General features: G+C 72.4%; 25 protein-coding genes. 14 read left to right on the forward strand and 11 right to left on the reverse strand.

The genetic code is table 11. From position 1 onward, the window contains the following. The first annotated feature begins 52 nt into the window (after nt 1–52). The 7 genes from ACYVLJ_RS15955 to ACYVLJ_RS15985 are packed head-to-tail and all read left to right on the forward strand — an operon-like array spanning nt 53 to nt 10,170. Entirely contained in the window at nt 53–1,648 is a 1,596-nt protein-coding gene (locus ACYVLJ_RS15955) for an ABC transporter substrate-binding protein (RefSeq protein WP_460439162.1), read from the forward strand. Between the two features lie 13 nt (nt 1,649–1,661). Further along, a complete protein-coding gene (locus ACYVLJ_RS15960; RefSeq protein ID WP_460439163.1) occupies nt 1,662–2,621 on the forward strand; it encodes an ABC transporter permease in 960 nt (319 codons plus the stop codon). Further along, nucleotides 2,618–4,522 carry a dipeptide/oligopeptide/nickel ABC transporter permease/ATP-binding protein gene (locus tag ACYVLJ_RS15965; protein ID WP_460439164.1) on the forward strand — a complete coding sequence of 635 codons (1,905 nt, stop codon included), beginning with the start codon at nt 2,618–2,620 and terminating at the stop codon, nt 4,520–4,522. Before ACYVLJ_RS15960 ends, ACYVLJ_RS15965 begins: the two co-directional genes overlap by 4 nt. Then, nucleotides 4,519–5,457 carry an ABC transporter ATP-binding protein gene (locus tag ACYVLJ_RS15970; protein ID WP_460439165.1) on the forward strand — a complete coding sequence of 313 codons (939 nt, stop codon included), beginning with the start codon at nt 4,519–4,521 and terminating at the stop codon, nt 5,455–5,457. The genes ACYVLJ_RS15965 and ACYVLJ_RS15970 overlap by 4 nt, the downstream gene beginning before the upstream one ends. Further along, the gene (locus ACYVLJ_RS15975; RefSeq protein ID WP_451985960.1) at nt 5,457–6,380 is read left to right on the forward strand and encodes a dihydrodipicolinate synthase family protein; all 924 of its coding nucleotides are present in this window, start codon (nt 5,457–5,459) and stop codon (nt 6,378–6,380) included. Before ACYVLJ_RS15970 ends, ACYVLJ_RS15975 begins: the two co-directional genes overlap by 1 nt. Continuing rightward, nucleotides 6,380–8,341, forward strand: coding sequence for a beta-galactosidase (locus tag ACYVLJ_RS15980; RefSeq protein ID WP_460439166.1), 1,962 nt, complete (start codon nt 6,380–6,382; stop codon nt 8,339–8,341). Before ACYVLJ_RS15975 ends, ACYVLJ_RS15980 begins: the two co-directional genes overlap by 1 nt. Nucleotides 8,342–8,343: 2 nt before the next feature. Next, a complete protein-coding gene (locus ACYVLJ_RS15985; RefSeq protein ID WP_460439167.1) occupies nt 8,344–10,170 on the forward strand; it encodes an exo-alpha-sialidase in 1,827 nt (608 codons plus the stop codon). Here the strand turns inward: ACYVLJ_RS15985 and ACYVLJ_RS15990 are convergent. Next, a complete protein-coding gene (locus ACYVLJ_RS15990) occupies nt 10,076–10,993 on the reverse strand; it encodes a DMT family transporter (RefSeq protein WP_460439168.1) in 918 nt (305 codons plus the stop codon). The two genes, ACYVLJ_RS15985 and ACYVLJ_RS15990, sit on opposite strands and share 95 nt — an antisense overlap. 71 nt (nt 10,994–11,064) lie before the next feature. On the opposite strand from ACYVLJ_RS15990, the gene ACYVLJ_RS15995 reads away from it, so the two are divergent. Then, on the forward strand, nt 11,065–11,949 hold the full coding sequence (locus ACYVLJ_RS15995; RefSeq protein ID WP_460439169.1) for a LysR family transcriptional regulator: 885 nt from the start codon (nt 11,065–11,067) through the stop codon (nt 11,947–11,949). Here the strand turns inward: ACYVLJ_RS15995 and ACYVLJ_RS16000 are convergent. From ACYVLJ_RS16000 to ACYVLJ_RS16010, 3 genes are all read right to left on the reverse strand, one after another. Beyond that, complete coding sequence (locus ACYVLJ_RS16000) at nt 11,946–13,298, reverse strand: protein kinase domain-containing protein (RefSeq protein ID WP_460439170.1); 1,353 nt, start codon at nt 13,296–13,298, stop codon at nt 11,946–11,948. The two genes, ACYVLJ_RS15995 and ACYVLJ_RS16000, sit on opposite strands and share 4 nt — an antisense overlap. A gap of 115 nt (nt 13,299–13,413) precedes the next feature. Next, a complete protein-coding gene (locus ACYVLJ_RS16005; protein ID WP_460439171.1) occupies nt 13,414–13,875 on the reverse strand; it encodes an HNH endonuclease in 462 nt (153 codons plus the stop codon). Nucleotides 13,876–13,939: 64 nt separating this feature from the next. Continuing rightward, nucleotides 13,940–14,878 carry a CE1 family esterase gene (locus ACYVLJ_RS16010; protein ID WP_460439172.1) on the reverse strand — a complete coding sequence of 313 codons (939 nt, stop codon included), beginning with the start codon at nt 14,876–14,878 and terminating at the stop codon, nt 13,940–13,942. A gap of 161 nt (nt 14,879–15,039) precedes the next feature. Between ACYVLJ_RS16010 and htpG the strand changes: the two genes are divergently transcribed. Then, nucleotides 15,040–16,935, forward strand: coding sequence for an Hsp90 family chaperone protein (gene htpG / locus ACYVLJ_RS16015; protein ID WP_460439173.1), 1,896 nt, complete (start codon nt 15,040–15,042; stop codon nt 16,933–16,935). Between the two features lie 67 nt (nt 16,936–17,002). Here htpG and ACYVLJ_RS16020 read toward each other — a convergent pair whose 3' ends face one another. Beyond that, a complete protein-coding gene (locus ACYVLJ_RS16020) occupies nt 17,003–18,448 on the reverse strand; it encodes a glycoside hydrolase family 76 protein (protein WP_460439174.1) in 1,446 nt (481 codons plus the stop codon). Between the two features lie 198 nt (nt 18,449–18,646). Here ACYVLJ_RS16020 and ACYVLJ_RS16025 point away from each other — a divergent pair, with 198 nt between their 5' ends. Together ACYVLJ_RS16025 and ACYVLJ_RS16030 are read left to right on the forward strand one after the other, a co-directional pair. Continuing rightward, complete coding sequence (locus ACYVLJ_RS16025) at nt 18,647–19,297, forward strand: phosphoribosyltransferase (RefSeq protein ID WP_460439175.1); 651 nt, start codon at nt 18,647–18,649, stop codon at nt 19,295–19,297. A 113-nt stretch (nt 19,298–19,410) separates the two neighbouring features. Next, on the forward strand, nt 19,411–19,845 hold the full coding sequence (locus ACYVLJ_RS16030; protein WP_460439176.1) for a DUF6292 family protein: 435 nt from the start codon (nt 19,411–19,413) through the stop codon (nt 19,843–19,845). 1 nt (nt 19,846) lies between these two features. Here the strand turns inward: ACYVLJ_RS16030 and ACYVLJ_RS16035 are convergent, their stop codons facing one another. The 5 genes from ACYVLJ_RS16035 to ACYVLJ_RS16055 all read right to left on the reverse strand — a co-directional run bounded on the left by ACYVLJ_RS16035 (nt 19,847) and on the right by ACYVLJ_RS16055 (nt 22,023). After that, complete coding sequence (locus ACYVLJ_RS16035; RefSeq protein ID WP_460439177.1) at nt 19,847–20,203, reverse strand: VOC family protein; 357 nt, start codon at nt 20,201–20,203, stop codon at nt 19,847–19,849. Beyond that, complete coding sequence (locus ACYVLJ_RS16040) at nt 20,200–20,613, reverse strand: hypothetical protein (protein WP_460439178.1); 414 nt, start codon at nt 20,611–20,613, stop codon at nt 20,200–20,202. Before ACYVLJ_RS16040 ends, ACYVLJ_RS16035 begins: the two co-directional genes overlap by 4 nt. Next, nucleotides 20,610–20,777 carry a hypothetical protein gene (locus tag ACYVLJ_RS16045; protein ID WP_451979854.1) on the reverse strand — a complete coding sequence of 56 codons (168 nt, stop codon included), beginning with the start codon at nt 20,775–20,777 and terminating at the stop codon, nt 20,610–20,612. Before ACYVLJ_RS16045 ends, ACYVLJ_RS16040 begins: the two co-directional genes overlap by 4 nt. A 14-nt stretch (nt 20,778–20,791) precedes the next feature. Next, complete coding sequence (locus ACYVLJ_RS16050; protein WP_451979857.1) at nt 20,792–21,196, reverse strand: DUF4383 domain-containing protein; 405 nt, start codon at nt 21,194–21,196, stop codon at nt 20,792–20,794. Between the two features lie 221 nt (nt 21,197–21,417). Then, nucleotides 21,418–22,023 carry a flavodoxin family protein gene (locus ACYVLJ_RS16055; RefSeq protein ID WP_460439179.1) on the reverse strand — a complete coding sequence of 202 codons (606 nt, stop codon included), beginning with the start codon at nt 22,021–22,023 and terminating at the stop codon, nt 21,418–21,420. A gap of 110 nt (nt 22,024–22,133) precedes the next feature. Between ACYVLJ_RS16055 and ACYVLJ_RS16060 the strand changes: the two genes are divergently transcribed. The 3 genes from ACYVLJ_RS16060 to ACYVLJ_RS16070 all read left to right on the forward strand — a co-directional run bounded on the left by ACYVLJ_RS16060 (nt 22,134) and on the right by ACYVLJ_RS16070 (nt 26,149). After that, a complete protein-coding gene (locus ACYVLJ_RS16060; RefSeq protein ID WP_460439180.1) occupies nt 22,134–23,321 on the forward strand; it encodes a zinc-dependent alcohol dehydrogenase in 1,188 nt (395 codons plus the stop codon). A gap of 136 nt (nt 23,322–23,457) precedes the next feature. Beyond that, nucleotides 23,458–24,531, forward strand: coding sequence for a Rossmann-fold NAD(P)-binding domain-containing protein (locus ACYVLJ_RS16065; protein ID WP_460439181.1), 1,074 nt, complete (start codon nt 23,458–23,460; stop codon nt 24,529–24,531). 25 nt (nt 24,532–24,556) lie between these two features. Continuing rightward, nucleotides 24,557–26,149, forward strand: a complete 1,593-nt coding sequence (locus tag ACYVLJ_RS16070) for a phytoene desaturase family protein (protein WP_460439182.1) — start codon at nt 24,557–24,559, stop codon at nt 26,147–26,149. Here ACYVLJ_RS16070 and ACYVLJ_RS16075 read toward each other — a convergent pair. Continuing rightward, nucleotides 26,140–26,634 carry an SRPBCC family protein gene (locus ACYVLJ_RS16075; RefSeq protein WP_460439183.1) on the reverse strand — a complete coding sequence of 165 codons (495 nt, stop codon included), beginning with the start codon at nt 26,632–26,634 and terminating at the stop codon, nt 26,140–26,142. The genes ACYVLJ_RS16070 and ACYVLJ_RS16075 overlap by 10 nt on opposite strands. Between the last annotated feature and the right edge of the window lie 26 nt (nt 26,635–26,660).

The following is a 26,660-nucleotide window of genomic DNA, read 5'->3' on the forward strand; positions in this document are numbered from 1 at the left end:
CGCCGGTCATAGGACGTCCCACGTCCTACCGTTCGAGCCCCCGGAGACAGCGATGTCCCAGAGCCCGTCGCTCAGCCGCCGCCAGTTGCTGCGCTACACCACCTTCGCCGGGGCGGCCGTGGCGTTCCCCACCGTGCTCGCCGCCTGCGGCGGGCCCGCGTCCACCAACAAGACCGGCAGCTCGGCGGGCTCGCTGACCGCCGTCGTCGGCTACGGCAACAACCAGTCGTGGGACCCGCTGCAGACCGCGTCCGCGTTCTCGATGGCCGCGATCCTGCACTGCTACGAGTCCCTCGTGGAGGGTGATCCGATCACCCGCGCGCCGTTCCCGGGCCTGGCGAAAGCGCTGCCCGACGCGACCGGCACGAGCCTGAAGTTCGACCTCCGAGACGGCGCGAAGTGGCACGACGGGCAGCCCGTGACCGCCGACGACGTCGTCTTCACCTACGCCAGGGCGCTGGACGACCAGGAGAACGTGCTGGTCCACAGCTTCTTCTCCACCTGGCTCAAGGAGGTCCGCAAGACCGGCGACCGCTCGGTCGAGTTCGTCCTCAAGTTCCCCTTCCCGTACGCGCTGCGGCGCATCCAGTGCTGCAAGATCGTCCCGAAGCACGTCTTCGAGGGCAAGTGGGCCGACGCCGCGGCCGGCAAGGTCGTCGGCTCCGGCCCGTACAAGGTCGTCGAACAGGCACCGCTGAGCCACACGAGCTTCGAGAAGTTCGCCGGCTACACCGGCCCGCGCCCGGCGGCCTACGACAAGATGCTGTGGAAGTCCATCGTGGACTCCGCGCCGCGCGTCGCCGCCATCTCCGGGGCGAACCCGGACGCGCAGATCGCCGAGAACATCCCGGCCGCCAACGCCGACCAGCTCCGCAAGGCCGGCCGCACGGTCGAGTTCGCCGACGGCGGCAACAACCTCTTCCTGCTCTTCAACACCGCGCACGCGCCGTTCGACAAGAACCTGGTCCGGCAGGCGCTGCACTACGCCATCGACAAGCGGAAGATGGTCGAGATCGGCCTGAAGGGCGCCGGCTCGCCCGGCACGTCGTTCATCAACCCGAAGCTGCCGTCCTCGCAGCCCGCGTCGCAGGACTTCGCCTACAACCCCGAAAAGGCGAAGCAGCTGCTGCAGCAAGCCGGCGTCGGCAACCTCAGGGTGACGCTGTCGACGACGAACACCTCGCTGGTCGCCGACTGCGTCAAGGTGATCAAGGAGGGCTGGGACGCGATCGGCGTCCAGACCACTTTGGACTCCCAGGACACCAAGGCGCTGTTCTCGAAACTCGACGCCGGCCACGACTTCCAGGTCGTCGCCACGACCAACAACCCGCTGCAGTTCGGCAACGACCCCGACCTGATGATCCGTTACTACTACGACGCCAAGTCGATCCTCACGAGCAAGTACGCGCGCTGGACCGGCCCGGACGCCCAGGCGCTGCTCGCGTTGCAGGACCAGGCCGCGGCCGAGACCGACGAGGCCAAGCGGAGCTCGCTCACCAAGCAGCTGCTCGACCGGATCTCCGAGCAGGCCGTCATCTACCCGGTCGTCTTCACCCAGCTCGGCACGGCCTGGGACCCGAAGGCGATCACCGGCGTGCACGCCCAGGGCTACCCGGGCATCTACCTGAACCAGGCCAAGCCGGTCTAGGAGGAGAACACCCGTGGCCGTCGTCGTGCGGATGCTGCTCAGCCGCGTCCTCGCCCTGATCCCGCTGCTGCTCGGCGTCATCCTGTTCGTGTTCGTCGTGATGCGGTTCGCGCCCACCGACCCGGCGCTCGCCGCGTTCGACGGCGCGAACGCGACCGCCGAGCAGCTGCAGCAGTTCCGGCTGGAGAACGGGCTGCTGGACCCGCTGCCGCTGCAGTACGTCCACTTCGTCTGGCACCTGGTCCAGGGCGACTGGGGCACCAGCGTGATCACCAAGCAGCCGGTCGGCGAGACCATCGCGACCGCGCTGCCGCTCACCGTGCAGCTGACCCTGCTCGGGCTGGTCATCGCGCTCGTGTCCTCGCTGGTGCTCGGCGTGACGTCCGCGCTGTTCCGCGACCGCTGGCCGGACAAGGCGATCCGCGTGGTCACCCTGGCCGGGGTCGCCGCGCCGGCGTTCTGGGTGGCGCTGCTGCTGGTCCAGTGGCTGGCCGTCGGCCGGGGCCTGTTCCCGACCAGCGGGTACGTCAGCCCGGCCGACTCCTTCGGCGGCTGGCTGAACTCGCTGGCGCTGCCCGCGATTTCCCTCGCACTGCCGGTGGCGGCGCAGCTGACCCGGGTGATCCGGACGTCGATGGTCGAAGAGCTGGACAAGGACTACGTCCGCACCGCGCGCGGCGGCGGGCTGCCGCCGGTGGTCGTGGTCGGGCGCAACGTGCTGCGCAACGCGCTGGTCACCCCGCTGACCGTGCTCGGCCTGCGGGTCGGCTACCTGCTGGGCGGCGCGGTCGTCATCGAGACGATGTTCGCGCTGCCGGGGATGGGACAGAACATGATCCAGGCCGTCAAGGACGGCGACACCGCCAAGGTGCAGGGCTTCGTGATCACGATCGCGATCGGGTTCGTGCTGGTCAACCTGATCGTCGACGTCCTGTACCTGATCGCGAACCCGCGCCTGCGGAGCCACGCGTGAAGCGCCTGCGCGGGTCGTGGCCCGCCCTCGCGCTCCTCGGCGTCCTGGTGCTGGTCGCCGTGCTCGGCACGCTCCTGGCCACGCACAACCCGGACGCGCTGAGCACCGACACCGGCGGTCCGAGCGCCGCGCACTGGTTCGGCACCGACCAGTCCGGCCGCGACATCTTCTCCCGGCTCGTCGCCGGCACGCGCTGGTCGCTCGCCATCGGCCTGGGGGCGGTGGCGCTCGCGCTCGTGTCGGGAGCGGTGATCGGGGCGTTCGCCGCGACGTCGCACCGCCGGGTGGACGCGGTGATCATGCGCGTCCTCGACGTCGTCATGGCGTTCCCCGGCATCGCGCTGGCCGCGGTGCTCGTCGCGGTGTTCGGGCACGGGATCCTCGTGCTGGTCCTGGCCATCGGGTTCCTCAACACGCCGCCGGTGGCCCGGGTGATCCGGGCGAACGTCCTGGCACAGTACGGCGAGGACTACGTCGCGGCCGAACGCGTCATCGGCGCCCGCCGGTTCTTCGTGCTGACCCGGCACGTCGCCGTCAACTGCGCCGCGCCGGTGCTGGTCTACTGCACGGTCACGGTGGCCGACGCGATCGTCTTCGAGGCCTCGCTGTCGTTCATCGGCGCCGGCATCCAGCCGCCGGACCCGTCGTGGGGCTCGGTACTCGCCGACGGCAAGGACCTGGTGCTGACCGGCGGCTGGTGGGCGACGCTGTTCCCCGGCCTGCTGATCCTGAGCACCGTGCTGGCGCTCAACATCCTGTCCGAGCGGATCTCCGACGCCTGGGCCGCCCCCTCGGCCCGCGCGGTCAAGGCGGCCGAGGTCGCCAAGGCCGTCGAAGCCCGCGACGAGGCCGACACCGCGCCCGTCCTGCCGATCGCCGGCCTGCGGGAGGCGGGGGAGCGGCTGGCCCGCACCGCGCGGTCCCTGGACCACCGCGACCCGGTCCTGGAGGTCGACCGGCTCCGGATCGCCTTCCCCGGCCGCCACGAGGGCGTCGACGTCGTGGACGGAGTGTCCTTCAGCGTCCGGGCCGGGGAGGTCCTCGGCCTGATCGGCGAGTCCGGCTGCGGCAAGACGCTCACCGCCCTGTCGATCCTCGGCCTGGAGCCGGTGGGCGCCCGGGTGTCCGGCCAGATCCGGTTCGCGCAGCGGGACCTGCTCGCGCTCAAGCCCGGCGAGCGCCGCCGGCACCTCGGCCACGACATCGCGATGATCTACCAGGACGCGCTGAGCTCCCTCAACCCGGCGATGACCATCCGCGCCCAGCTCAAGCAGTTCTGCCGCCGCGGCGGCACCCGCACCCCGGCCGAACTGCTGGACCTGGTCAACCTCGATCCGGAACGGACGCTGCGGGCGTACCCGCACGAGCTGTCCGGTGGCCAGCGCCAGCGCGTGCTGATCGCCATGGCGCTCTCGCGCGACCCGAAGCTGATCGTCGCCGACGAGCCCACGACCGCCCTCGACGTCACCGTGCAGGCGCAGATCATGGCGCTGCTGCTGCGGCTGCAGGAAGAGCTCGGCTTCGCGCTGGTCCTCGTCTCGCACGACCTCGCCCTGGTGTCCGAGCTCGCCGACCGCGTCGTCGTCATGTACGGCGGCCAGGTCGCGGAGCTGGGCACCACCGCCGAGGTGGTCGGCTCGCCGCGGCACCACTACACGCGCGGCCTGCTCAGCGCCGTGTTGTCGCTGGAGGAGAACGAGGCCCGGCTGACGCAGATCAAGGGGGTCGTCCCGGCCCCGGCCGAGTTCCCGGCCGGCTGCCGCTTCGCCGGCCGCTGCCCGGCGGCCCGCGCGAAGTGCCACGACGAACCCCCGGTCCGCTTCGGCGAACCCGTCGGCCACCTCGTCGCCTGCCACTTCCCGGCGGTCGACATCGCCCGCGAGAAGGAGGCGACGGCGTGAACCTCCTGGAGGTCGACGGCGTCCACGTCGTCCACAAGGTCCGCGGCCGCGGGCTGTTCGGCCACGACCACGTCCACGCCCTCACCGACGCCCACCTCGTGGTGAACCCGGGCGAGACGATCGGCGTCGTCGGCGAGTCCGGCTGCGGCAAGTCCACCCTGGCCAAGGTGATCGTCGGCCTGCAGCGGCCGACCGCGGGCGGCGTCCGGTTCCGCGGGAAGCCCCGGACGTCCGGGCGCGAGGTCGGCATGGTCTTCCAGGACCCCTCGACCGCGCTCAACCGGCGGCTGGCCGTCGCCAAGATCATCCGCGACCCCCTCGACGTCCACCAGGCCGGGACGCCCGCCGAGCGCGACGAGCGTGTCCGGGAGCTGATGTCCCTGGTCGGCCTCCCGGACAGCGTCGCCGACGCGGTGCCCGGCCAGCTGTCGGGCGGGCAGCGCCAGCGCGTCGCCATCGCCCGCGCCCTGGCCCTGCGCCCCGCCTTGCTGGTCGCCGACGAGCCGACGTCCGCCCTCGACGTCTCGGTCCGCGCCCAGATCCTCAACCTGCTGCTCGACCTGCGCGAACAGCTGGACCTGGCGATGGTCTTCGTGTCCCACGACATCCAGACCGTGGCCAAGATGAGCGACCGGATCGTCACGATGTACCTGGGCCGGATCGTCGAAGAAGCCCCGGTGGGGGCGCAGGCCCGTCACCCCTACACGCGGGCGTTGTTCTCCGCGACACCCAGCCTGCTCCACCCGGTCGAGCCGATCGTGCTCGCCGGCCCGGTGCCCTCGGCGACCCACCCGCCGAGCGGGTGCCCGTTCCGCACCCGCTGCCCGAAGGCCACCGGCGAGTGCGCGGCGGAGCTGCCGCCGCTCGCCGCGGCCGAGGGCGGGCACACCTACCGCTGCATCCACCCAGATCTGCCTACCGGAGTGAGCACCTGATGCCGAAGTTCGCCGGAATCGTCCCGCCGCTGTGCACGCCGTTGAACGACGACTTCAGCGTGGACACCGACTCGCTGCGGCGCCACGTCGAGTTCCAGCTCGACGCCGGCGTGCACGGCGTCTTCGTCCTGGGCTCCTCGAGCGAGGTCGCCTTCCTGCCCGACGCGCAGCGCCGGGTCGTCGTCGAAACGACGGTCGACCAGGTCGCCGGGCGCGTCCCGGTGCTCGCCGGCTGTATCGACATGACGACGCTGCGGGTCGCCGAGCACGTCAAGGCCGCCGAAGCGGCCGGGGCCGACGCGGTCGTCGTCACCGCGCCGTACTACACCCGGACGCACGTGGCCGAGGTCGACCGGCACTTCCGGCTGCTGCACGAGCGCACGTCGCTGCCGATCGTCGCCTACGACATCCCCGTGGCGGTACACACGAAGCTCGACGGGCCGATGGTGCTCGACCTCGCCGCCGACGGCGTCCTCGCCGCGCTGAAGGACTCCAGCGGCGACGAGGCGTCCTTCCGCGCCGTCCTGCTCGGCAAGCGCGACCGCGGCCTGGACTCCTTCGCCGTGTTCACCGGCTCCGAGCTGGTCGTGGACGCGGCCCTGGCGATGGGGGCCGACGGCGCGGTCCCGGGCCTCGGCAACGTCGACCCCGTCGGGTACGTGCTGATCCACGACCACTTCAAGTCCGGCAACCTCGCCGCGGCGCGCCGCGAGCAGGAACGCCTGATGAAGCTGTTCTCGATCACGGCCGTCGCGCCGCCGAGCCGGATGGGCCGCGGGTCGGCCGGGCTCGGCGCGTTCAAGGCCGCGATGAAGCTGCGCGGGTTCATCGACAACGCTGTCATGGCGCCGCCGCAGCTGCCCCTCGACGACGAGGAGCTGTTGCGGATCAAGGAAAAGCTCGCGGAAGCGGGCCTGCTCTGATGATCCGCTACGGCGCCGACTACAACCCCGAGCACTGGCCCGAAGAGGTCCGCCGGGAAGACCTGGAGCTGATGGCCGAAGCGGGCGTCACGATGGTGACGGCCGGGATCTACTCGTGGGCCGGCGTCGAACCGGAGCCGGGGGAGTGGGACTTCGGCTGGTTCGACGACGTCATGGCCGGCCTCGCCGGAGGGGGCGTGCAGGTGTGCCTGGCGACGATGACCGCGTCACCGCCGCCGTGGCTGTCCCGCGCCCACCCGGAGATCCTCCCGGTGCGCGCCGACGGCGTCCGGCTCTCGCCCGGGGCGCGGCAGCAGTTCTGCCCGTCCAGCCCCGTCTACCGCGCGCACGCCGCACGGCTCGTCACGGAGCTGGCGACGCGCTACGCGGGTCATCCGGCCCTGGCGATGTGGCACGTCGGCAACGAGTTCGGCTGCCACATCCGCGCGTGCTACTGCGACGAGTCCGCCGCGGACTTCCGCCGTTGGCTGCGAGAGCGTTACGGGACGATCGAGGCGCTCAACGCCGCGTGGACGACGACGTTCTGGGCCCAGCACTACTCCGCGTGGGACGAGATCCTGCCGCCGCGCGTCGCGCCGACGTTCCCGAACCCCGCTCAGCAGCTCGACTTCCACCGGTTCTCCTCCGACGCCGCGCTCGGCTGCTTCCGGACCGAGCAGGAGGTGCTGCGGCGGATCACACCGGACGTCCCGCTCACGACCAACTTCGCCGGCCTGGTGCAGAAAGCCCTCGACTGGCACACCTGGACGCCGCACGAGGACGTCGTCAGCCTCGACTCCTACCCGGACCCGTACGACCCGCGCGCCCACGTCGAGGCCGCGTTCGCCTACGACCTCGTCCGGTCGGCGAAGGACCGGCCGTGGCTGCTGCTGGAGCAGGCGCCGAGCGCGGTGAACTGGCGGACCCGCAACAGCCCCAAGCCACCCGGCGCGATGCGGCTCGGGAGCTGGCAGGCGATCGCCCAGGGCGCCGACGCGGTCCTGTTCTTCCAGTGGCGGCAGACCAGCGGCGGCGCGGAGAAGTTCCACTCGGCGATGGTCCCGCACGGCGGCCGCGACACCCGCACCTTCCGCGAGACGGCCGCGCTCGGCCGGGAACTGGCGCGCGTGCCCGAGCTGGCCGGGACGCGCGTGCGGGCCGACGTCGCGCTCCTGCACGACTGGCCGAGCTGGTGGGGCCTCGAACTGGACTCGCACCCGGCCGAGCTGGAGCAGCTCGAGACGCACCTGGCGCACTACGCGCCGCTGTTCGATGCCAACATCACGTGCGACGTCGTCCACCCTTCACGGGATCTTTCGGGGTACCGGCTCGTCGTCGTCCCGAACCTGTACCTGCTGGAGCAGCCGACGGCCGACAACCTGCGCGAGTACGTCGCCGGTGGCGGGCACCTGGTGGTGTCGTACTTCTCCGGCATCGTCGACGGCTGCGATCGCGCCTACCTCGGCGGGCACCCCGCGCCGCTGCGGGACATCCTCGGCCTGCGGGTCGACGAGTTCTGGCCGCTCGACGGGAGCATCGCCCTCGACTTCACCGACGGCACAACGGGTGCCGGGACGATCTGGGCCGAGTGGATCGAGCCCGAAGGCGCCGAGGTGGTCGCCTCCTTCGCAGCCGGCGAGCTGGCCATGCGCCCGGCGATCACCCGGCACGCGTTCGGTGACGGCGTCGCCTGGTACGTCGGCACCCGGCCGGACCTGGGTGCGGTGCTGGGCCGGATCGCGGCGGAAGCCGGGGTGACGCCCGTGATCGAGGCACCGCCCGGGGTGCAGGCCGTCGTCCGGCACGGCGGGGAAAGCGCCTACCTGATCCTGCTCAACCACGGCACCGAGCCGGTCACCGTCGACCTGCCGCACGCCGCGCCGGACCTGCTCACCGACCCCTCGCGGCCGGTCGCGCGCGTCCGGCTCGCCCCGCGAGGTGTCGCCGTCCTGAAGGGATGAGAATGAGAACACTGGGGAGAGGGGCCGCGCTCGTGGCCCTGCTGGCGGGCTCGCTGGTCGCCGTGGGCCCGGCCCAGGCCGCGCCGATGGTCGACCAGCAGGTGCTGTTCAAGGCGTCGCAGGATCCCGGCTACAGCTGCTTCCGGATCCCGGCGATCGTGAAGTCCACCCACGGCACGCTCCTGGCCTTCGCCGAAGGCCGCATCGACAACTGCGGCGACACCGGGGACATCGACCTCGTGCTGAAACGCTCGGCCGACGGCGGCAAGACGTGGTCGCCGCTGCAGGTCGTCAACCGCGGCGGCGGCGACACCCACGGCAACCCGGTGCCCGTCGTGGACAGCCGGACCGGCCGGATCGTGCTGATCACGACGTACAACAAGGGCCGCACCGACGACAAGGCGTGCGACGTCCCGTGCCCGCGCACCCCGCACTCGCAGTACAGCGACGACGATGGGCTGACCTGGTCCGCGCCGGTCGACATCAGCGCGCAGGCCAAGCTGCCGGACTGGGACTCCTGGTACGCGTCCGGGCCGGTGCACGGCATCCAGCTGACGCACGGCCGCCACGCGGGACGGCTGGTGTTCGGCGTCAACGCGGAGACCAGCGACGGGACGCATTCCGTCGAGAACCACGCCGGGCTGGTCTACAGCGACGACGGCGGCCGGACCTGGCACGTCGGCGCCGTGAACAGCTATCCGCACCCGGTCGGCGGGACGTACACGCAGAAGCCGTCCGAAGTCACGGTCGTGGAGCTGCCCGACGGCACGGTCTACGCCGGCGGCCGCGAGCAGGGCGGCACCGACATCGGCAACCGCGACTACGCCCTCAGCCGGGACGGTGGCCAGACGTTCACCAAGTCCTTCACCACCATCCCCGACCTGGTGACGCCGATGGTGCAGGGCTCGATCCTGCGCGTCGGGAACCGGCTGCTGTTCTCGTCGCCGTCCGACACCGACCGGCGCCGCTGGATGATGATCCGCTCGTCCTACGACAACGGCCGGACGTGGGAGAACGCCGAACAGGGCACGCAGCTCACCACCGACTGGTCCGGGTACTCGGACCTGGTGCAGATCGGCGGCCCGAGGATCGGGCTCGTGTACGAAGGCGGCGCCGTCGACGCCCGGGACGAGATCCGCTTCGCGCGTTTCGACGAGTCATCCCTGGGGTGGCACAACTCCGCGGGTCCGTCCACACCGGACGTTTCGGGGCACGCGGACGCCCGGGTGCTCGGGGGCGCTTCCCTGGTCGCCGGACGCTTCGGCGGCGCGCTGACCCTGGACGGCACCGACGACTACGTCCGTGTGCCCTACGACCCCGCGCAGCCGCCGGGCGACGGCGACCTGACCTGGACGGGCTGGTTCCGGTACGGCGCCACGAAGGGCAACCAGGTCCTGTTCTGGCTCGGCGGGATGGGGGCCACCGCGCCGCAGCTGTGGCTGCGCGGCGAGCCCGCGAACCACCGTCTGATCGCGATGATGACCACGGCGGCCGGGAGTGCGTCGATCACCACGAGCCAGGCGTACGACGACCAGGCGTGGCACCACGTCGCCCTGGAACGCACCGGCGGGAAGCTGCTGCTGTGGGTCGACGGCGTCCAGGTCGCCTCCGGCGCCGCGGCCGCCGGGTCGGTCAGCCGGACGGTGTCGTTCCAGCTGCAGCTGGGCCAGCGGCTGGACAACCAGTTCCGCTGGACCGGCTCGTTCGACGAGGTCCGGTTCTACCGCCGGGCGCTCACGGCACCGGAGCTCGACGCGATCCGCCGGGTGAACGCGCCGGTGCCAGCCGGGCAGGTGCTGCGGCTGCCGTTCGACCGGCTCCGCGCCTGAGGGAGATGAGGACGACGCCGGCGATGCTGAGCGCGCCGCCGGCGGCGTCCACCCAGGTCGGGACCTCGCCCAGCCAGACGAACGCGACGGCGAGGGCGATCGCGGGCACGAGGTAGAGCGCGCCGGTCGCGACGGCGATCGAGTGCCGCGCGACGGCGTAGCCCCACGCGACGAACCCGGCGGCCGAGGGCAACACGCCGAGGAAGACCACGGCGATCGTCGCCTGCGGGTTTTCGCTGCCGCGCAAGGCTTCCGGGGCGAGGGGCAGGAGGAAGAGCGTCCCGGCCCACATGGCGTAGCAGGCGACTTCGAGTCCCGTGTAGTGCTTGAGCAGGGGCTTGCTGCAGAAGTGGTAGACGCCCTGGACGGCCGCGGCGGCCAGGACGACCCACGCGGCGCTCGAGTACGCCAGGCCGCTGCCGGCCGCGATGAGCGTGCTGCCGCCGAGCGCCACCGCGCTGCCGAGGACCTTGGCGGCGGTCAGCCGCTCGCCGAGGAACACCGCGGCGAGCAGGACGCTGAACACCGGCGCCACCGAGACGAGCAGGCTCGCGGTGCCCGCCGGGACGTGCACCTCGCCCCAGTTGAGCAGCACCTGGTACGCGCTCATCCCGGCGAGCCCGCACACCGCGATCAGGGGCAGGTCCCTGCGGCGGGGCAGGCGCACCTTGAGGATCGGCGCGGCGAGCAGCAGGACGGCCGACGCGACGGCGAGCCGGGCGAAGGACAGCCCGGCGACGCCGTAGCCGTCGAGGCCGACCTTGATGGCGGGGAACGCCGCCGCCCACAGGACGACGGTGAGGGCGAGTGCGAAGAGTTTCACCCGTCCATCGTCAGCGGTATGCTGCGTAAGTACCAGTTACGGTTTCTTCTTGGACCAGGAAGTCTGACTTCATGTTGGAGCTTCGCCGCCTGCGCGTCCTGTACGCCCTCGCCCAGCACCGGACCGTCGCCGCGACGGCTGCCGCACTGCACCTGACCGGGCCCGCCGTCTCCCAGCACCTGGCGGCCCTCGAACGGGAGGCGGGCGTCCCGCTGCTGGAGAAGCAGGGCCGGGGCCTGGCGTTCACCCCGGCCGGGCGGCTGCTGGTCTCGCACGCGGAAGTCATCCTCGACGACCTGGCCGCGGCGGAGTCGGCCCTGGCCGAGGTGACCGAGAACGGCTCGGGGACGGTCCGGGTGGCCGCGTTCGCTTCCGCGGCACGTGCACTGCTGCCGCGCGCGTGGGGCGGACCGGTCTCGCTGCGCCTGCTGGTGCAGGAGCCGGGCACGGCCCTGGAGTCACTGCGCCGCCAGGACGTCGACATCGCCGTCGTGCACAGCTATTCGCTGCTGCCTCGGGACGTCCCGTCCCGGTTCGAGGAGCGGGCCCTGCTCGAGGACCCGGTGCTGCTGGCGATGGCCGGCCCGGCGGACGGAACGCCGGTCCGCCTGGCCGACTTCGCCGGACAGCCGTGGCTGGTCCCGACGTCGGATCTGTCGTGCTACGAGATGATCCAACGAGCCTGCGGCGCGGCGGGGTTCGTGCCGTCGGTGGTCGCGGAGTCCCCGGATTTCGCGGTGCTCGTGGCGCTGGCGGCCGCGGGTGCCGGAGTCGCACTGGTCCCGGCGATGGCACTTCCGCCGGGTCCGCTCGGCGTCGGCTTGCACCCGTTGGAAGAGCCGTTGACGCGGCGGGTGTTCGCGCTGACCCGGCCGGGGACGGCGCGGCGGCCGGACATCCGGGCGGTGCTGGACCGGCTGGAGCGTGCGGGCGGTGAGTGGACCGTCGGCGGTTAGACCGTCCGGCAGGTCAGCTGCGGACGTCCGGCGGCGTCGCCCGTGCCGGTGAGGGCGATGAAGCCGAACGTCGTCGACCCGCCCGCGTCGAGCTTCGCGTTCCAGGCCGCGTTGTCGACCGTCACCGTCGAGCCCTCCACCGTGAAGGTGCCGTTCCACAGGCCCGTGATGTGGTGCCCGTCCGGCAGGGCCCAGCGGACGCTCCAGCCCGCGAGGTCGGCGGAGCGGTCGTTGCGGACCGTCACCTGCACCTGGTAGCCGCCCGGCCAGGAGTTCGTCACCTCGTAGCGAGCGGCGCAGCCCAGGTCGGCGGGGGTCGTCGACGGGGCCGGCGGTGGCGACGTGGACGTCACGGGCGCGGCGGCGACCGGCGTGCCGCGGTCCGGCACGACCGCGGTCCCGATCACCACCCCCAGCGCCAGCAGCACCACGCCGCCGGCGCAGGCCAGTACCACGCCGCGCCTCGACCGGCGGACGCGCAGCAGACGCGTCTCGGTGCGGGGCCGCGGGCGGGGCGGCGGCAGCGGCCGGCCGCCGGTGACCGCCTCGAACAGCTCCTGGACTTCGGCCATCGCCGGGCGCTGGGCCGGGTCGCGGTGCAGGAGGCGGCCGAGCACCTCGGCGAGCGGGCCGCGGTGCCGCGGCGGGATCGGGTTCTCGCGGGCGACCCGAAGCAGCAACGCGATCGCGTTGTCGTCGTTGCCGAACGGCGGGACGCCCTCGAGCGCCCGGTAGAGCGTGGCGCCGAGGGAAAACACGTCGGCGGGGAAGCCGGCGTCGCGGCCGCTCGCGACTTCGGGGGACAGGTAGGCGGGCGTGCCTGCGATGAAGCCGCCGCCGGTCACCGTGCCTTCGCCGGTGGCGCGGGAGATGCCGAAGTCGGCGATCTTGGCGATCCCGGAGTCGCCGATCAGGACGTTGGCGGGGGTGACGTCGCGGTGCACGATGCCTTCGGCGTGCGCGGCGGCCAGCGCGGACGCGACCTGCACGCCGATGCGCGCGACCTCGTCGGCGGGCAGGCTTTCGCGGTCGAGCAGCAGGTCGGCCAGGCTCCGCGACGGCAGGTACTCCATGACCAGGTACGGCTCGCCGTCCTCTTCGACGACGTCGTGGACCGTGATCGCGTGCGGGTGCCGCAGGCGCGCGGTCAGCCGGGCCTCCCGCTGGGCGCGCTGGGCGGCCTCGGCGCCGGCGGCCTGGCCGATCGCCGGTTCGTAGCCCAGCTGCTTCACGGCGACGACCCGGTCGAGCCGCTCGTCACGAGCTCGCCAGACGACGCCCATCGCGCCCTGGCCGACCCGCTCGGCCAGCCGGTAGCGCCCGGCGATCAGCTGTCCTGCGTCGGTCACGACGACCTCCCGGCCTTCCCCGGAACACACGGATGCGGGGGACGATCGGTTCGAGCTTAACGACCCCGGCCCTGGCACGCCGACGGGCGCGGCCTGCCCGGGGGCAGGCCGCGCGTCACGCGGCGGGCGCGTGCAGCTGGTCCCACGTCGGCACGTACGGCGTGAACCGCAGCGTCATCCCGGCCTCGGCCGGGAGCTTGTCCGCCTTGCGGGCGTTGCAGCTGCGGGACGTGCCACCGCACGCGGCGACCGTGTTGAGCCACGACGTCCGCGCGCCACCGCGGCTCAGCGGCGTCACGTGGTCGATCGTCGTCGCGCGGCGGCCGCAGTACGCGCAGCGGTGGCCGTCGCGGGTCAGCACCCCGCGGCGGGACCAGCGCGGCGGCTGCGTATATCGCCACTTCATGACGACATAACGCAGCAACCGCACGATCTTCGGGCGCGGGAACAGGCCGTAGGCGAGACCGTCCTCGGCCTCGTGGATCTCGGCGACGTGCCGCACGAGCATCCGGATCGCGTGCGGAACCGACACGGTCTGCAGCGGCTCGTAACCGGCGTTCAGGACGAGTACCTTCACAACCCACCTTCTTTCCTCTCGGCGAAAATCGTCGCCGAGAGGAAAGCGGTGCGTCAATCGTGTTTCAGCGCAGCGGATGCGCGCGGAAGAACCGCCAGATCACCGGGGTCGCGTCGATGACGGCCGGGGTGGCCGAGTCGTTGTTCGGCTGCGTGCTGGGCCAGACGTGCCCGGCCCCTTCGACGCGGTAGTGCTCGAGGGCGCCGTGGTGGTCGCAGCCGAGCCACTTCTGGGCGAGCACACCGGAAACCGGCGTCCACGTCACGGGCTTCGGGAAGCAACCGTCCCTTGTGGACCACGCGGCGAGCCAGTCGGGGATGGCGGGCAGCCCCTTGGCCGGGTTGCCGGTGTAGGGGATCGTCGTGTCGGCGGTGCCGTGGAAGTCGAGAACCGGGACGTCCCGGCTCGGAGCGCAGGCGCCGCCCTGCGGGTAGAACGCGCCCGACACCGGGGCGAACGCCGCGATCCGGCCGGCCAGGCGGCAGGCCAATACGCCGACGAACCCGCCGCCGTTGGACTTCCCGGCCGCGAAGATGCGGTCGACGTCGACGCACAGCGTGCGCTGCAGCGAGGTGAGCAGGTCGCTGGTGAACAGCACGTCGTCGGCCGACGCCGAATAGGGCGCGCCGGTCCACGCCGTCTCGCCGTCGGTGCCGACCAGGCCCTGCGGGTAGACGGAGATCGCGTCCAGCGCCGAGAAGCCGGACAGCTCCTCCTGGTACTGGGACGTGCGCTTGTGGCCGTGGAACGACAGCAGCAGCGGGTACGCCCGCCGCGGGTCGTAGTGCGCCGGCAGGTGCACGGTGTACTCGCGGTCGAGGCCGCCCGAGACGACGTGCCGGGTGGTCGTCACCCCGGCCGGGACCGGCGCGGCGCGGCCGCAGCCGGTGGTGCGGACGGGGTGGTCGACGACGCCCGCCGCGGCGGCGGGAGCGGCGAAGGCGGTGGTCAGGGCACAGGCCGCGGCGAACGCGGCGGCCCACCGGGGAAGGCGTCCGGGCACTCGATCCTCCTTGATCGGCAGCGGGGCGTGGCCAGCATCACCCCGCTCGACCGGGCCTGCCAGATTGCGTTCATAAAGTGCGCGACCGGGTGACGGCCGGGGTTGTCGGACCCCGTCGGTAGGATCGGTCCACCTCGGCCGTTGCACCGAAAGGAACGGAAGTGACCACCCCGATCGAGACGCTGGAGTTCCAGTCGGAAGCGCGTCAGCTGCTGCAGCTGATGATCCATTCGATCTACTCGAACAAGGACACCTTCCTGCGGGAGCTCGTGTCCAACGCCTCCGACGCCCTCGACAAGCTCCGGCTGGAGTCGTACCGCGACAAGGACCTCGGCGCGGACACCACCGATCTGCACATCACGCTCGAAACGGACCCGGCCGAGCGGACCCTCACGGTCCGGGACAACGGCATCGGCATGAGCCGCGAGGACGTCGTCGCCCTCATCGGCACGATCGCCAAGTCCGGCACCGCGGAGTTCCTGACCAAGCTGAAGGAAGCCAAGGACGCGGCGGCGTCGCAGGACCTCATCGGCCAGTTCGGCGTCGGCTTCTACTCGAGCTTCATGGTCGCCGACAAGGTCACCCTCGTGACCCGGAAGGCCGGCACCGCCGAAGGCGTCCGCTGGGAGTCGACCGGCGAAGGCACGTACACGATCCAGGAGGTCGAAGACGCGCCGCAGGGCACCACGGTGACCCTGCACCTCAAGCCGGAAGACGCCGAGGACCACCTCTACGACTACACGTCCCCGGCGAAGATCCGGGAGATCGTCAAGAAGTACTCCGACTTCATCACCTGGCCCATCCGGATGAAGGGCGAAGGCGAAGACGCCGAGCCCGAGACGGTCAACTCGATGAAGGCGCTCTGGGCGCGCTCGTCGAGCGAGGTCACCGAGGACGAGTACCACGAGTTCTACAAGCACGTCAGCCACGACTGGCAGAACCCCCTGGAGACGATCCGGCTCAACGCCGAGGGGACGTTCGAGTACCAGGCCCTGCTGTTCCTGCCGTCGCAGGCCCCGATGGACCTGTTCCTGCGGGAGCGCAAGCGCGGCGTGCAGCTGTACGTCAAGCGCGTCTTCATCATGGACGACTGCGAATCGCTGGTGCCGGAGTACCTGCGGTTCGTCAAGGGCGTCGTCGACGCCCAGGACCTCTCGCTGAACGTCTCGCGCGAGATCCTGCAGCAGGACAGGCAGATCCAGCTGATCCGCCGTCGCCTGGTGAAGAAGGTCCTCTCGACGGTGAAGTCGATGATGACCGCCGACGCCGAGAAGTACGCGACGTTCTGGCGCGAGTTCGGCCGCGCGGTCAAGGAAGGCCTGCTCGACGACTTCGAGAACCGCGAAGCCATCCTGGAGATCTCGTCGTTCTCCTCGACGTACGACGCGGAGAAGCCGACTTCGCTGCGCGAGTACGTCGAGCGGATGAAGGACGGCCAGGAGCACATCTACTTCATGACCGGCGAGTCGCGCTCGGCCATCGAGAACTCCCCGCACATGGAGGCGTTCCGGGCCAAGGGCTACGAGGTGCTGGTGCTGACCGACCCGATCGACGAGATGTGGGTCGACGCGGTGCCGGGCTTCGAGGGGAAGCAGTTCCAGTCGATCGCCAAGGGCCAGGTCGACCTCGAGTCGGACGAGGACAAGAAGGCCACCGAGGTCGCGCGTGAGCAGCAGAAGAAGGACTTCGAAGGCCTGCTGGGCTGGATGGGCACGGCGCTGGGCGAGGACGTCAAGGAGGTCCGGCTCTCGTCGCGGCTGACGACGTCGCCGGCGTGCATCGTCGGGGACACCCACGACCTGACCCCGACGCTCGAGAAGATGTACCGCGCGATGGGGCAGGAGCTGCCGCCGATCAAGCGCATCCTCGAGCTGAACCCGGAGCACGCGCTGGTCACCGGCCTGCGCGAGGCCCACGCGGCGCGCCCGGACGACGCCGGGCTCGCCGAGACGGCCGAACTGCTCTACGGGATGGCCCTGCTCGCCGAAGGCGGCGAGCTGGGCGACCCGGCCCGCTTCATCAAGCTGCTGGCGAGCCGCCTGGAGAAGACCCTCTGAGTTCTGCCGCGGCTCGTCGTGAGTGGTCAGGGCGTTCCAACCGCCCTGACCACTCACGACGGCTCGGTCAGGGGGCCGCGTTCATCAGGTCCAGCGCGGTCTGCTGGCGGGCCGCGTCGGCCTGGTCGAACGGGCCCGCCCACAGCAGGCCGTACGCCTCCGCGCTGTTCCGGTCGTTCGCATACGCCGAGTTCGCCTGGCGCTGCAGGTAACCCGTGTACGGGTGGTCCGAGAGGGCCGCGTTCAGCACCGCCAGGTCCCGGACGTACACGCCCTTGAACGTCGGGCCGTCGGCACCGCCGCCGCCCGCCGACTCGCCCGGGTCGCGGAGGATGCCGCCGGGGTTCAGCGTTCCGCTCGTCGTCGACGCGTTCGCCATCGTGCGGGCCTTCGTCAGCAGGCTCGCGTCGTTCGTCGCGCGGTACAGCTCGGTCAGCGCCGCCAGCGGCACGCCTTGGTTGTACGTCCACGTCGTCTGGCCGTTGTTGGCGCACGTCGAGGAGTTCAGTCCGTCGTTGACCAGGTTCGAGCCGTTGATCATCCCGCTGCCGGCGAACCAGGTCCAGCCCGCGCGCGCCCGGGCGAGGTACGCCGTGTCGCCCGCGATGCGGTTGTGCAGGGCGGCGTTCAGCTGGATGTAGAGCGAGTTCGGGATCGCGTTCTTGTAGGTGCGGCTCGTGCTCCACCAGATCCCGCCGCCGCAGACGCCGTCCCAGTACGCGTACATGTGGTCGGCGTCCGCGCGGGCCGTGGTCAGGTAGCGGCTGTCGCCGGTCAGGTCGTACGCGCCGACCCACGCCAGGCCCCACCAGCCGGTGTCGTCGAGGTAGTCGTTGCGGAAGTTCCCGCCCTGGGCGGCGAGGTTCTTCGTGTACGTCGTGTCGATCGCGTACCGGTAGCTGCCCATGCCGCTGATCCGGGCGTTGTCGACGATCGCGGTCAGGGCGTTCGCCGAGTTCCACCAGCCGGTGGTGTCGAACAGGCCGGTGCCCTGGTTGTACCGCTCCATCAGCGCCGTGGCGGCCGCGGTGCGGCGGTCCCAGGCGTTCCAGGTCGTGCGGGCCCAGCCGGTGCAGGCGATCGTGGCCGAACCGGCGGGCTGACCGCAGGCGCGCAGCAGACCGACGCCCCGGTTGTTCCAGTCGTCGACGTTGTACATCAGGGTCCGCCAGCCGGTCTGCCCCGACGGCGTCGCGGTGTCGCCGAGCTTGCTGCCCGACGCCCAGGTGCGCCCGGCGTCGAACGAGCGGTCCAGCCAGACGTGGTCACCCGGCGCGCCGCCGGTGATCGCCGCCCAGCCCATGTCGTCGCCGTCGTCGAGGTGCAGGGAGAGCCGTCGTCCGCTGACGCCGGCCGTGGCACCTTCGCGATCGCCGGGGGAGAGGGCGGGATCCCTTGCGTCGCAGTACTTGTCGCAGATCGCCGCCAGTGGCGCGGCGGCAGGGCTCGGGGACGGACTCGGAGTGGGGGTGGCCGCCAGGACGACCGTGAGCAGGGGAACGAGGAGGTTCATCGCACAGCTGCCTTCCACGCTGAAGGGGCGATACCTCCATTTTTCCGAGCTAATATTATTGGTCCAGTCCTTTGGCGGGACAGGTTTCGGACAGGAATTCCCGCGGTAACCGCGGTTCACGGCGGATCTCGACGGGCGACGTTCCGCCGGATCCGGCGCAGACTTACCCGAGCGGCGAACGGCGCGGAGGGAGCGGACATGGCCGGCCGGCAGGGAGTTTCGCGGGTCTTCGCCGACCGCGAAGACGGTGGTCGCAGGCTCGCCGACGAGCTGGGGCGGCGCACCTGGGTCGCCCCGCTCGTGCTCGGACTCGCCCGCGGCGGGGTGCCGGTGGCCGCCGTCGTCGCCCGGCGGCTCGGGGCCGAACTGGACGTTGCGGTCGCGCGCAAGATCGGCGCCCCCGGGCGGCGCGAGTTCGGCGTCGGCGCGGTGACCGCGGACGGCCCCGCCATCTACGACGAAGCGAGCCTGCGCGCCCTGAAGCTGACGGCAGGCCGGATGGGCCGGGCGGAGGAGCGTGAGCGCGCGGAGGCCCGCCGCCGGCTCGAGCGCTACCGGGCGGGCCGGCCGGACGCCGTCCTCGCCGATCGCGACGTCCTCCTCGTCGACGACGGGCTCGCCACCGGCGTCACCGCGACCGCGGCCCTGCGCGACCTGCGGGCCGGCCACCCGCGGACCCTCGTGTTCGCCGCCCCCGTGGGCGCCCCGGCCGCGGCGGCGGAACTGCTGCACGAGGCCGACGACGTCGTGTGCGTCACCGAGCCGCCGGAGTTCCGCGCGGTCGGCCAGTGGTACGGGGATTTCCGTCAGACGAGTGACGAAGACGTCCTGGACCTGCTCGCCCGGTGACCCCCGGCGAACCGGCCGTGACCTGCTGCTCCATCCGGGGGACGGCCCCGGTTGACCCGTCGGGTGCCGGGGTATCACCCGGCGGGGCACCGACGGGGATGGGCAGGCGCGAGATGATCGAACGGGACGGGCTCGGCGCCGCGGCGCGCGGGCTGCGGCAGTACATGCTGGCTGTCGCGGGCAAGCTCGACGCGCCCGCGTGGTTCTGCGAAGTCGACGCGCCGGCCACGGCGTACATCGCGCTGGAACGACGGCTCGCGCGCTTCCCTGACCACGAAGTCGCGCTCCTGTGGGACGAACGCGACGGCTGGGCCGCCGCGGTGGAGTCGGCGAGCGGCGAGGACGTGGTCATCCTGGCCTACCTCGGCGAAGACGTGCTGCCCGCGCCGGACAAGGTCGTGGCGTTCGTGGACGGCCTCTACTCGAACGGCTACCCCGGCCGGCCGGACCCGCCGGACTTCCGCAGCCCCGGCGCGTCCGACGGCTTCGACGAACGCCTCACGGCCTGCGCGGGCGACACCGTCTGCCTGCCGGAAGGCCAAGCCTGAGTCACCGCGGCGGAAGCACGCAGAACTCGTTGCCCTCCGGGTCGGCGAGCACGACCCACGGGTCGTCGGGCGGGTCCTCGAGGACCTTCGCGCCCAGCATCACCAGGCGTTCCACCTCGGCGCGCTGGTCGCCCTCCGCCGGGGCGAGGTCGAGGTGCAGCCGGTTCTTCACGGACTTGTCTTCGGGCACGGGCTGGAAGAGCAGCGCGGGTCCGCCGGCGAAGTCGAGCTGGCGGTAGGTCAGGCCGCGGGAGTCGGTCCAGGTGCGGGTCCTGCCCGGGGTCCTGAGCGCCTTCGCCCAGAACTCGGCGAGCAGGTCCGGTTGCCGGCAGTCGACGGCCACGGCCAGGATCCTCATCGCGACACCACCGCCCGGTCGATCGCCTCGGCGACCAGTTCGGGCTCCGAAACCGTCACGGTCAACCCGGGGTGGCGGACCAGCCCCCAGGGGTCGAGCCCGCGGACCGGCTCGTGGAACCGCAGGCACACGCCGCGGTCGGTCGTGGTGCCGAACGTCAGGCCTCGATCGGCCAGGGACAGCCGGACGCCGAGGCCACGCAGCGGGCTGAACGGCCCGCTCACCTCGGCACCGGCGATGTTGCTCAGAGGGGTCGTGACCACCCACGGCCCGAGCCGCACGCGCAGCCCGCCGGCGTCCAGGTCGAGCCCGCTGCGCGGACCCAGGACGCGGCGCAGGCGAGCGGACTTCACGGCGAACTCCGCGTGCAAGCGGTAGTGCACGGCGACCCGTTCCCTCGATGCCGTCACGCTCCACCACCCACCGGCGGGACGTCCGGGTCGTCGTCGGCCGGGCCCTCGGGGTCGCGCCACTCCTCGGCGCGGGACGGGCCGTTGCCCTGCAGGGTGCCGCGGAGCTCGGCCTTCAGCTCGTCGTCTTCGCGCGGTGAATGACTGTCGCTTTCGCGGTGCATCGGAACCTCCTCGATCACGTAGCGGCTCGCGTGGCCGCGCGGGTGGCGGCGATCCCGAGCACCAGCCCGGCCACGGCGGTCAGCCCGTGCAGGCAGTTGTCGGCCCAGTTCAGGTTGATCGGGTCCTCCGGTGGGCCGAACGCCGTGGCCAGGACGCCGTAGGCGGTCATGCCGAGGAACCCGACGAAGATCAGCCAGCAGTAGATGATCGAGCCGGTGCGCCGGGTCGCGGCGAGGAGCCCGAGCACGCCGACCAGCGTGTGGACGAGGTTCAGGAGGACGCTCACGCTGAACAGCCACACCACGTGGGTCGTCGCGTGGCCGACGGCCGCCGTCTCCGGTGTCAGCCAGCCCGCGATGCCCAGCGCGAGGTAGCACAGCCCGATCACGGCGACGACCGGGCGGATCACGGTGGTCATCGGTGCCTCCTTTGCCCGTTCGTGCCCGGATACCCGGCGCACCGGGTGGGAAACGGGGGAATGGAACGGGCCGGACGGCGGGCTGGGGGATCCGCCGTCCGGCCCGTGGCCGGGACCCGCGCCGGTCCCTGCAGCCACGACGCGGGCCCCTGGACTGGGGGTGAACAGATCGGCTACCACCTCCACCGGGGACTAAACACCGGGAGCGCGCAGCCGGGCAGCTAGGCGGCCGGGTACTGCCGTGCCCGCAGCAGGTCCGCGAGGTGGACGGCGTTGCGCACCAGGGTCGCGTTCGTCGACACCACGGCTTCGGGCGTCTCGGCGAGGTCCTGGTAGTCGCCGCCCTTCATGGCTTCGCCGTTCCAGTACGTGCCACCCTGCGCGGGCACCGTGAAGCCGGTGTCGTTGAGCGCCTGGAAGAGGTCCGCGACGATCTTGTGGGCGCCGTCCTCGTTGCCGACCACGGCGGCCACCGCGACCTTGCCGACCATCGCCGGCCGGCCCTCGGCGTCCGTTTCGGACAGTTCCGCGTCCAGCCGTTCGAGCACCCGCTGCGCGACGCTGGACAGGTGACCCACCCACGTCGGGGTGGCGACCAGCAGAACGTCCGCGTCGGCGATCTTCCGCCGGATCCCGGGCCATTCGTCGCCGTCGCCCAGATCGGCCTCGACGCCCGGCCGGACGTCGAAGTCGACCACCCGCACCAGCTCGCCGGTGGCGCCCCGCTCGGCGAACAGGTCGAGGAGCTGGCGTGCGATGAGGTCGCTGCTGGACCTCGCCGGCGACGGCTTGAGCGTGCAGACGAGCGCGAGAACGCGCAGGGTCATGTCGGCCTCCGTCGATGGGTTGAACGGCCCGGGTTTCCCGGAGATCGCCGGTTAAACGGGCCGGCCCGCGGGAAGCCGGTGAGCCAGTCCCGCCCGCGGAAAGGAGAGCCATGAAGGCAGTGACCTGGCACGGCAAGCGCGACGTCCGCGTCGACGAGGTGCCGGATCCGAAGATCGAGGAGTCCACCGACGCGGTCATCCGCGTCACCTCCACCGGGATCTGCGGCTCCGATCTTCACCTGTACGAGGTCCTGGGCGCGTTCATGACCGAAGGCGACATCCTCGGGCACGAGCCGATGGGCGTCGTCGAGGAGGTGGGCGACGCGGTCAGCGGCCTCAAACCCGGCGACCGCGTCGTCATCCCCTTCAACATTTCCTGCGGCCATTGCTGGATGTGCGAACGCGGCCTGCAGTCGCAGTGCGAGACCACCCAGGTGAAGGACCAGGGCAAGGGCGCGGCCCTGCTCGGCTACACCAAGCTGTACGGCCAGGTCCCGGGTGGCCAGGCCGAATACCTGCGCGTCCCGCAGGCGCAGTACGGTCCGATCAAGGTCCCCGAGGGGCCGCCGGACGAGCGGTTCGTCTACCTCTCCGACGTCGTGCCCACGGCGTGGCAGGCCGTCGAGTACGCCGACATCCCCCGGGACGGCACGGTCGTCGTGTTCGGCCTCGGCCCGATCGGGCAGATGAGCTGCCGGATCGCGCGGCACCGCGGCGCGAACGTCATCGGGGTCGACCTGGTGCCCGAGCGGCTCGCGCGGGCCCGCGAGCACGGCGTCACCGCGCTCGACACCCGTGACCACAAGGACATCGGCGACGCTGTCCGGCAGCTGACGAGCGGCCGCGGCGCGGACTCGGTGATCGACGCCGTCGGCATGGAGGCCCACGGCGCGCCGGTCGGCAAGCTCGCGCACGACCTCGTCACCCTGCTCCCGCAGCCGATCGCCGCGAAGATCACCGAGAAGGCCGGGATCGACCGCTTGAGCGTGCTGTACGCGGCCATCGACGCCGTCCGCCGCGGCGGCACGATCTCCCTGTCCGGCGTGTACGGCGGCATGGTCGACCCGATCCCGATGATGGAACTGTTCGACAAGCAGGTGCAGCTGCGGATGGGGCAGGCCAACGTCCGGCGCTGGATCGACGACATCATGCCGGTGCTCACCGCCGACGGCGACCCGCTCGGCGTCGAGGGCTTCGCCACGCACAAGCTCCCGCTGGCCGACGCGCCCCGCGCGTACGAAATGTTCCAGAAGAAGCTGGAGGGCGCCCAGAAGATCCTGCTGCAGCCCGCCGCCTGAGGGAGGTCGTGACCGCCGGCGCCGGTTCCGCTGTCCGTCCACAACGGACACCGCGGGCCGGGCTGCCGGTGACCTCCGGCGAACCCGCGCGACCTGGCCCGGGTTTCGGCTTCGCGGCACGGGGTAAGCGTGGCGGGTGCGGATCGTGATCACCGGGGCCACCGGCAACGTCGGAACGGCGCTGCTGGCCGCCCTCGACCCCGAACACGACGTCGTCGGCCTCGCTCGGCGGCTGCCCGACACCACGGCCGAGCCGTACCGCCGGGCGGGCTGGCGGGCCGTCGACATCGGCGTGCCGGGCGCCCAGGCGGAACTGACGCGGCTGTTCGAAGACGCCGACGCCGTCGTCCACCTCGCGTGGGCCATCTCGCCGGAGCGCGGTGACCCGCCCATGTGGCGCACCAACGACCACGGCACCCGGCACGTCCTGTCCGCGGTCGCGGCCGCCGGCGTGGTGCCCCCGGTCGTCGTGTCGTCCGCGGCCGCGTACGGCCCGGCGCCGCGCTGGGTGCCGGTGCCCGAAGCCCGGCCGTGCACCGGGATCCCGCACAGCGCCTACAGCCGCGGCAAGGCCGCGCTCGAGACGCTGCTCGACCGGTTCGGGGAGCGCCACCCCGAAGTCCGGGTGGCCCGGCTGCGGCCGTGCGCGATCCTGCACCGCCGCGCGGCCGGCGAGTTCGCGCGCTGGCTCCTCGGCCCGGCCGTTCCCGCGCGCCTGGTCGGCGGCCGGGCGCTGCCGCTTCCGCTGTGGACGGACCTGCGCGCGCAGGCCGTGCACACCGCCGACGTCGCCGACGCGATCCGGCTGATCCTCGACGCCGGGCACCGCGGGCCGGTCAACCTCGCCGCGCCGGGCGTGCTCGACGCCCACGCGCTCGCCGAGGTGCTCGGCGGCGTGCGCGTCCCGGTGCCGAAGCCGTTGGTGCAGGTCACGGCCCGGGCGGCCTGGTGGGCCGGTGCGCTGCCGGTGCACCCCGGCTGGCTCGAGCTCGCCGACCGGGCGGCGCTCGTGGACGCGACGCTGGCGGAGACCGCGCTGGGCTGGCAACCTCGGTACGACGCCGCGTCCGCGCTCGCCGAGCTGGTCGACGGGCTCCGGGCGGGCGCGGGGGCGGCGAGCCCGCCCCTGGCCCCGCCGCGCCGCGACGGGGTGCTGTCCCGGCTCCGCTCGCTCGCGCGGGTCGGGCCGAGCCACCAGTCGCAAGGCTGACGATCCTGAGCCCCAGGAGGCCCGAGTGAGTACGGAAGCCGCCGACGCGGTCGTGATCGGCGCCGGCCACAACGGACTGGTGGCGGCGAACCTCCTGGCCGACGCGGGCTGGTCCGTGCTCGTGCTGGAGGCGACCGACCACCCGGGTGGCGCGGTGCGCACCGCCGAGGTCACCGAGCCGGGCTTCCGCAACGACCTGTTCAGCGCCTTCTACCCGATGACGGCGGTGTCACCGGTGCTGCGGGGCCTGCGGCTGGAAGAGCACGGCCTGCGCTGGCGGCACGCGCCCGACGTCCTCGCGCACGTGCTGCCGGACGACCGGTGTGCGGTGCTGTCGCGTGACCTCGACCGGACGGCGGCGTCGGTCGACGAGTTCGCCCCCGGCGACGGTGATGCGTGGCGGCGGCTGGCCGAGCAGTGGCAGGAGCTGCGCGATCCGTTGCTGGACGCGCTGTTCACGCCGTTCCCGCCGGTGCGCCCGGCCCTGAAGCTGCTGCGCCGCACCGGGACGCCCGACGCGCTGCGCCTGGCCCGGATGCTGACGCTGCCAGCGCGCCGGTTCGCCGATGAGGTGTTCACCGGCGAGGGCGCGAAGCTGCTGGTGGCCGGGAACGCCGCGCACAGTGACCTTTCGGTGGACAACGCGGGCAGCGCGGTGTTCGGCTGGCTGCTCGCGATGATCGGGCAGGACAAGGGTTTCCCGGTGCCGGCGGGCGGCGCGGGCGAGCTGATCACGGCGCTGGTGCGGCGCCTGGAGTCGCGCGGCGGGAAAGTCCACTGTGGACGTCCGGTGCGCGAGGTGCTCGTCGCCGGCGGGCGGGCGCTGGGGGTGCGCGACGGCTCGGGCGACCCGGTGCGGGCGCGCAAGGCCGTGCTCGCCGACGTGCCGGCGCCGGTGCTGTACACCGAGCTGGTCGGCACGGAATGGCTGCCTTCGCGGCTGGTCGAGGACCTCGGCCGGTTCGAGTGGGACAGCGCGACGGTGAAAGTGGACTGGGCGCTGTCCGGCCCGGTGCCGTGGACGGCCGAAGGCGCCCGCGGCGCGGGCACCGTCCACCTCGGCACGGACCTGGACGGCCTCGCGGCGTTCGGCGGCGAGCTGACCCGCGGCCGGACGCCGCGGAAGCCGTTCCTGCTGTTCGGCCAGATGACGACGACCGACCCGGACCGCTCGCCCGCGGGCACGGAGTCGGCGTGGGCGTACACGCACGTCCCGCGCGGCACGATGGAGAGCCGGGCGGCGCTGGAGCGGCGGGCGAAGCGGATCGAGGAGGTCGTCGAGGCGAACGCGCCCGGGTTCGGCGGCCTGATCAAGGCCCGGTACGTCCAGGGGCCCGTCGAGCTGGCGGGCCACAACCCGGGCCTGGTCGGCGGCGCGATCAACGGCGGCACGACGGCGATCCACCAGCAGCTGTTCTTCCGCCCGGTGCCGGGCACGGGCCGGTCGGACACCCCGGTCGACCGGCTGTTCCTGGCCGGCGCCTCGGCCCACCCGGGCGGCGCGGTCCACGGCGGCCCGGGGGCCAACGCGGCCCGCGCGGCCCTGGCCCGGGCGGGCGCGCTGGGCGGCGGCTACGCGGCGGTCATCCGCGCGGCCCACCGCGCGATCTACGGCTGAGCACGTCCCGCGCCGGGTCCGGGGCGGGGGTGGCCGTGGCGGGCGCGGGCGTACTTGCCCGTCGCCAGGTCGGCCAGGCGGGCCAGGGACTCCGTGTTGCGGGGCTTGATCACCAGGGCCTGCAGAGCCGCCGGCAGGACTTTGGCCGGGCCGCTGACGACGTGCTCGGTCATCCGGACCAGCGTCCGGCCCTCGCCGTGCGGGACCAGCGTCAGCCCCACCGCCGCCGCGCCCAGGGGCCAGCCGTGGGCCTCCAGCGAGAGGGAGACGCCGGGCTCGGCCGCCGTCACCACCGTCTCGTCCTGGATGTGCAGCGGCCACGGCCCCACGCTGTGGTGGATCCGCGCGCCCACCGCGGGCCAGTCGTCGTCGACGTCGCGGATGTGCGAGCTGCCGACCACCCAGCCGGCGTAGAGCCAGCCGTCGGCCAGCACGTCGAACAGGGCGTCGGGCGGTACGTCGATGACGCGGCTGACCTCGGTCACGGCTTCCTCCTGTGGTTCGGCTCGAA

The sequence above is a fragment of the Amycolatopsis stemonae genome (genome assembly GCF_054781455.1).